The 5,062-nt window shown below is 74.3% G+C and carries 5 protein-coding genes; 2 read left to right on the top strand and 3 right to left on the bottom strand.

All coding sequences use genetic code 11. From position 1 onward, the window contains the following. The coding region (locus SACPADRAFT_RS0200055; RefSeq protein WP_007026447.1) for a molybdopterin cofactor-binding domain-containing protein at positions 1-645 on the top strand (645 nt) is incomplete at its 5' end. 64 nt (positions 646-709) lie between these two features. Here the strand turns inward: SACPADRAFT_RS0200055 and SACPADRAFT_RS0200060 are convergent. From SACPADRAFT_RS0200060 to SACPADRAFT_RS24410, 3 genes are all read right to left on the bottom strand, one after another. Further along, positions 710-1,381, bottom strand: coding sequence for a response regulator (locus tag SACPADRAFT_RS0200060; protein ID WP_007026446.1), 672 nt, complete (start codon positions 1,379-1,381; stop codon positions 710-712). Next, the gene (locus SACPADRAFT_RS0200065) at positions 1,378-2,997 is read right to left on the bottom strand and encodes a sensor histidine kinase (RefSeq protein WP_007026445.1); all 1,620 of its coding nucleotides are present in this window, start codon (positions 2,995-2,997) and stop codon (positions 1,378-1,380) included. Before SACPADRAFT_RS0200065 ends, SACPADRAFT_RS0200060 begins: the two co-directional genes overlap by 4 nt. A gap of 305 nt (positions 2,998-3,302) precedes the next feature. Next, a complete protein-coding gene (locus SACPADRAFT_RS24410) occupies positions 3,303-3,752 on the bottom strand; it encodes a response regulator (RefSeq protein WP_007026444.1) in 450 nt (149 codons plus the stop codon). Between the two features lie 288 nt (positions 3,753-4,040). Between SACPADRAFT_RS24410 and SACPADRAFT_RS0200075 the strand changes: the two genes are divergently transcribed. Further along, a complete protein-coding gene (locus tag SACPADRAFT_RS0200075) occupies positions 4,041-4,988 on the top strand; it encodes a Gfo/Idh/MocA family oxidoreductase (protein ID WP_028662099.1) in 948 nt (315 codons plus the stop codon). Positions 4,989-5,062 lie beyond the last annotated feature (74 nt).

The following is a 5,062-nucleotide window of genomic DNA, read 5'->3' on the forward strand; positions in this document are numbered from 1 at the left end:
CGCGCGGCGGCGGGGGCGGTGCGCACGGCGCTGCTCGCCCGGACCGGCCGCCCGCCCGGGGAACTGCGGGTCGACGGCGGGAAAGTGATGTCCACACGCGACGGTGTCGTCGCCGACATCGCCGCCGTGCTCGGTACGGACGAACTGGACGAGACCGTCGAGTGGCGGCACCGCCCCACCGGGAGCCTGCACCCGGAAACCGGGCAGGGGGTCGCGCACGTGCAGTACGGCTTCGCCGCCCACCGCGCGGTCGTCGACGTGGACACCGAGCTGGGACTGGTGAAGGTGGTGGCGCTGGACTGCGCCCAGGACGTCGGCCGGGCCGTCCACCCACAGGCGGTGCTCGGCCAGATCCACGGCGGTTCGGCGCAGGGCCTCGGGCTCGCGGTGCTGGAGGAGATCCGCACCGACGACGGCGTGATCCGCAACCCGTCGTTCACCGACTACCTGATCCCGACCGTGCTCGACATGCCCCGGATGGCGGTCGACGTGCTCGAACGGCCCGACCCGCACGCCCCCTACGGGCTGCGGGGCGTCGGCGAACCACCGACCATCTCGTCCACCCCGGCGATCGTCGCGGCGATCCGCGCGGCGACGGGCCGACCGCTGCGGCGGGTCCCGGTGCGTCCGGAGCACCTGATCTGACCGCACGGGCAGGGCGGCGGCCTCCCGGGACCGCATACCCGTGGGTGCTCGGGGGCGGGACGGGTCAGGACCGGGCGGCGACCAGGCCCTCCCGCACGGCGACGAGGGCGGCCTGTGTCCGGGAACTCAGCTGCAGCTTGCGCAGGAGGTTGCTCACGTGGGTGCGCGCCGTGCGCTCGCTGATCACGAGCCGGTCGGCGATCTCCCGGTTCGAGTGCCCGCGCGCCACGAGGACGAGCACGTCGCGTTCCCGGTCGGTCAGTGCGGTCAGACCGGTGGGCGGCGAGACCATCTCCCGGGTCAGGCGCTGCGCGACGGCCGGGTCCAGATACACCTTGTCGGCCGCGGCGGCGTGCACGGCGGCGGCCACCTCGTCCGGCCCGGCGCTCTTGAGCAGGTACCCCGCGACGCCCTTCGCCAGGGCGGTGTGCACCCGCTCCAGCTCGCCGAAGCTGGTCAGCACGACCACCCGGACGCCCGGGTGGGACTCGGCGATGTGCGCGGCGGCGGTCACCCCGTCTATCCGGGGCATGACGAGGTCGAGCAGCACCACGTCGGGCAGCTGCCCGTGCGAGCCCAGCACACGCAACCGGTCGAGTGCGTCGTCGCCGTCGTCGGCCTCGCCCGCGACCTCGATGTCGTCGAGGACGTCGAGGTAGGCACGGATGCCGCGGCGCACGACGGCGTGGTCGTCCACGATCAGCACCCGCACCGGGTCGGCCGACGATCCGGTCACCGGGTCGGCCCCTCCGGCGTCGGGTCGGGGAGCTCCAGCGTCGACGCCGTCGGTGTCGACGGCAGCACGGCCCGCACGGTCGTCCCCGTCCCGTGCCCGGAGGTCGGTGTCACGGTTCCACCCCATCGTGTCGCCCTTTCGCGCATCGTCTCGATCCCGTATCCGCCGGAGGCGTCGGCTCCGGACGGCGTGTCGTATCCCCGCCCGTCGTCGGTGACGGTGGCCGCCAGCCATCCGTCCCGCACGTCCACGTCCACCGAGACGGTCGCGGCGTCCGCGTGCTTGACCACGTTGTGCACCGCCTCGGTGACGATCCGGTAGACGTCCTCGGACAGTTCCGCGTCCAGTCCGTCCACCGCGGGGGCGATCCCAACCTCGCAGCGCAGTCCCGCACGGGCGGCGGTGCCGTCCACGAACGCCCGCAGTGCCTCGGCGAGCCCGGCCTCGGCGACCGACGCCGACGGACGCCGCTGGTGCACCATCGCCCGCAGGTCCGCGAGTGCGCTGCGGGTGAGTTCGCCGACCTCACCGCTCACCCGGGCGACCGTGTCGGCGGGTACGGTCTCGCCCCGCCCCGCCAGCACCTCCATCGACTTGACGTGCATCCCGGCGGAAAACACCTGCTGCACGACCGAGTCGTGCAGGTCGCGGGCGAGCTGCTGCCGTTCCTCCCGGCGCGCCACGTCCCGTTCCCGCTCGACGAGCGCGGTGTAGTCGACGGCGATCGCGGCCTGCTCGGCCATCGCGGTCAGGAACTCCATCGTGCGGGCGTTCACCGTCTGCCCGGGGGCGAGGTAGGCGTTCAGCACGCCGGTGGACTGCCCCCGCGTGATCAGCGGGATGCTGACGAACGAGTCCCAGTCCAGCTCCACCAGGTAGTCGTGCAACGGGGCCCAGGCGGGGTCGTCCCGCAGGGCCTCCCACCGGCGCGGGATCACCACCGGTTCCCGGGTCCGCAGCGCGGTGAGCATCTGCAGCGTGCCACCGAGTTCGTGCACCCGCGTGAGCCTGCGGAAGAAGTCCGCCGGGTGCCGGAACCCGGCGGATCCCATGACGTGCAACCGGCCGCCCGACTCGCCCCGGGTGAGGATCTGCACCCCCGCCAGCCCGTCGGCCTGCACCACCTCGGCGGCCAGCGCGTCCAGTGTCGCCGACACCGTCCCCTCGGAGGCGAGCTTGGCGGCGGTCCGGGCCAGGGCGGTGACCCGTCGCTGCCGGTGCCGCTCGTCGGTGACGTCCCGGAAGGCGACGACCGTGTAGCGCGGATCGTCCGACAGCGGATGCAACCGGTACGCGAACTCCCGCTGCCCGCCCGTGGCGGGGGTGTACGTGGTGACCTGTTCGGCGGTGTCGTCGTCGAACAGCCCCGGTGACCCGGCTCCGCACTCGTCGGCCAGGGGGAACGGCCCCGGCGTTCCGGTGAGGTCCGCGCCGGTGCCGCCGCACAGGGCGAGCGCCGCGCGGTTGAGACGGACGAAGTGCCCACGCGGGTCGAGGACGGCGAGGCCGTCCGGAACGTCGTCGGCCGGCACCGTCGTGTCCCGGGACACCGACACGGACCACCCGGTGTCCGCCCGGCGGGATCCGGTGTCCGACGGGCCCGGTGGGACGGCCATACGGGAGTCCTCCTCCGGTGTCGCGGTCGACGGGGGAACGGTCCTCGTGGTGCCGGTGGTGCACGGCCGCGCGGAGCACCCGGACCGTGGCGGACGTGCGTCCGCCATCTCCCAGCATGCACGCCCCACCCGGGCACGGACACCCCTCCGTGCCCTCGCACGCGGCTGTGGCGGGGTTTCTACGTCATTTGTCGCGCGGCGGGTGCGACCGGAGTGTCGAGGGCCGATGACGTCGGGCACACGCCCCGCCACCGAGCGTGCTCCACGGCCGGGTGGCCGGGTGGCCGGGTGTCCGGAGACGGACATCAGGCTCCCCCGTCCGGTGACGGTGCGTCCCCGCGCGGACCGGGGTGGTTGTCGGCGACCGTCCGCAGTGTCCGGACGAGCTGCCCCGGGTCGCCGTCCTTGGACAGGCACGCCCGGGCGCCCGCGGTCAACGCCGCGTGGGCCCGGGACGACTGGCCGAAGCCGGCCAGCACCACGACAGCCACCCCCGGGAACCGGTCCCGGATCTCCCGGGTGGCGAGGACCCCGTCCATGCGTGGCATGGCCAGGTCGAGCACGACGACGTGCGGCAGGGCGCGGCGCCGGGCCAACGTCCGCAGCTCGTCGAGTGCCCGGAGGCCGTCCTCGGCCTCGGCGACCACGTCGACGTCGCCGAGCGCGCCCAGGTAGGCGCGTAGCGCGCCGCGCACCGCCGGGTGGTCGTCCACGACGAGCACCTCCACCGGCGGTGGGGGTTCCTCAGACGGCATGACGGTGACCTCCGTGCGTCGTTGCGGGGTGGCACACCCCTCGGCCGGGCCGGCACCCGGGAAAGAGCATGCCGGGGACGCCGGGGCCGCGTCATCGCCGGTCGGGCGAAATCACGCCCGGGTCGGCGGCGATCTACGTCATCCGTCCCGGACGGTGTGCGGCGGGCCGCCCCACCGGCCTGGTCCCCGTGCCGGGTGAGGGACCCCGCCGGTCACGCCTATGCTCGTTCCCGGCCGGTGCGGCCGTGCCGGTCCGTGTGCCGGACGTCGGTGTGGAAAGGGGTGCGCGTGCGGATCTGTGTCGCCGGTGAGGGTGCGATCGGGCGCAAACACCTGTCCGTGCTGGGGCGGATTTCCGGAGTCGAGGTGTGCGCGCTCGTGGCGGGACGGCCCGAGGCGGGCGCCGCGGTCGCCGCCGAGTACGGCGTCCCGGAGGTGTCCACGGACCTGGACGGGATGCTGGTGCGCCCCGATATCGACGCGGTCGTGCTCGCCACGCCCACCCCGCTGCACGCGGACCAGGCCGTGCGGGTCCTGCGCGCGGGCAAGCACTGCCTGGTGGAGATCCCGATGGCGGACAACCTCGCCGACGCCGAGGAGCTCGCGCGGGTGGCGCGGGAGTCCGGCCGGGTCGCGATGGTGTGCCACACCCGCCGGTTCAACCCGCCGCACCGCTGGGTGCGCGCCCGGATCGCGGCGGGGAGGCTGCGGCTGCGGCACCTCGTCGCGCAGACCTTCTTCCTCCGCCGGGACAACCGCAACGCGCTGGGCGAGCCGCGGGACTGGACCGACCACCTGCTGTGGCACCACGCCTGCCACACCGTGGACCTGTTCGGCCACACCACGGGTGAGCGCCCCTCCGGGCTGTTCGCGCTCCAGGGGCCGCCGGACGCGAACCTGGGCATCGCGATGGACCTGAGCCTCGGCCTGAAGGTGCCGTCCGGGGCGCTGTGCACGGTGGCGCTCTCCTTCCACCACGACGGTCCACAGGGGACGACGTTCCGGTACGTGTGCGACGAGGGCACGTACGTCGCGCACTACGACGACCTCGTCGACGGACACGGGAACCCGGTCGATCTCGCGGAGGTGACCGGCGACGGCGCCGCGGACGGCATCGAGGAACAGGACCGCGAGTTCGTCGCCGCGGTGACCGGGGGACGGGAGCCGGAGTCGTCGGTCGCGCGGGGACTCGACACCATGCGGGTGTTGCACGAACTCGACACCCGCGCGGGGTGACCCCCGGGGCCGCGCGCGGTCGACCGGGCGCGGCCCCGGAAGGCGGGCTCAGGAGTCGCCGAGCCCGCGCAGCA

Source organism: Saccharomonospora iraqiensis subsp. paurometabolica YIM 90007, assembly GCF_000231035.2.
GTDB classification, from domain to species: domain Bacteria; phylum Actinomycetota; class Actinomycetes; order Mycobacteriales; family Pseudonocardiaceae; genus Saccharomonospora; species Saccharomonospora paurometabolica.